We start from the raw sequence: 1,000 nt of genomic DNA on the forward strand, positions 1-1,000 counted from the left end.
TTTAGGTGAGGTGGGCGGTGCCAAAATTGCGGGTGCCTTAGAACTTGCGGTTGAAGACAATCTAAAAGGCATTCCAACAGCTGCAATTTTATTGTTGGAAACAGGTGGCGTTCGCTTACAAGAAGCAAATCTGGGTTTGGCTGCAATTGCTGAAATTCAGGCTGCAATTGTGAACTTACGGCAGTATCAACCCGTAATTGCTGTGGTCGCAGGCAGTGTAGGGTGCTTCGGCGGTATGTCAATTGCAGCTGGACTATGTAGCTATATTGTAATGACACAAGAAGGACGTTTAGGTCTAAATGGCCCACAAGTGATAGAACAAGAAGCTGGTGTACAAGAATATAACGCTAAAGATCGTCCATTTATATGGAGTATTACGGGTGGTAATCAGCGCTTCACTAGTGGTTTGGCAGATGCTTATGTAGACGATGATCGCCAGAAAATTCGTCAGCAAGTCATCGCTTATTTAACTCAAGGCGTACCTCATCAGCATCGTAGTTCAAATTACTCATTCTATTTAGAAAAGCTACAACAAGTTGATACTGCTGAGCAGATTACCCCAGCACAAGTTCAAGCTTTGTATCAAGGAGAGCAAGCATGAATATCGCCGTTGATACATTAAAAGCATCTACTCGTGGTGCACATTGGTTTAAAGCACTTACGCAGGGTTTTAAGACAGTTGAAGGTTTTCCAGCTTCGATTTGGGTGGCTGATGGTCAGATTGATCAGCAAGTGGTGCGCGTGATTACCGTTGTGCAAGATACCAATAATCTGTTCCCACGGGCAAAACAAGGAGAAGTTGGATTATTAGAAGGCTGGAGTTTGGCAAAAGTAGTCGATGATGTGATCCAAGCCGATGCACAGGCTGAAACTAAACGCGCTATTTTATGTCTGGTTGATGTTCCAAGTCAGGCCTATGGGCGTCGTGAAGAATTATTAGGCATTCATCAAGCTTTAGCGGGTGCAGTAGATAGCTATGCTAGAGTCAGATTGGCAGGTC

2 protein-coding genes are annotated in these 1,000 nt (G+C 44.3%); both read left to right on the forward strand.

What is annotated here, in order from left to right:
- The coding region (locus tag VXQ92_RS21645) for a biotin-independent malonate decarboxylase subunit beta (RefSeq protein ID WP_416683132.1) at positions 1-601 on the forward strand (601 nt) is incomplete at its 5' end.
- Positions 598-1,000 (forward strand): biotin-independent malonate decarboxylase subunit gamma (locus VXQ92_RS21650; protein ID WP_416683133.1); only part of this gene is annotated, 403 nt, incomplete at its 3' end. The genes VXQ92_RS21645 and VXQ92_RS21650, both read left to right, overlap by 4 nt.

It is taken from the genome of Acinetobacter sp. 228 (genome assembly GCF_048147885.1).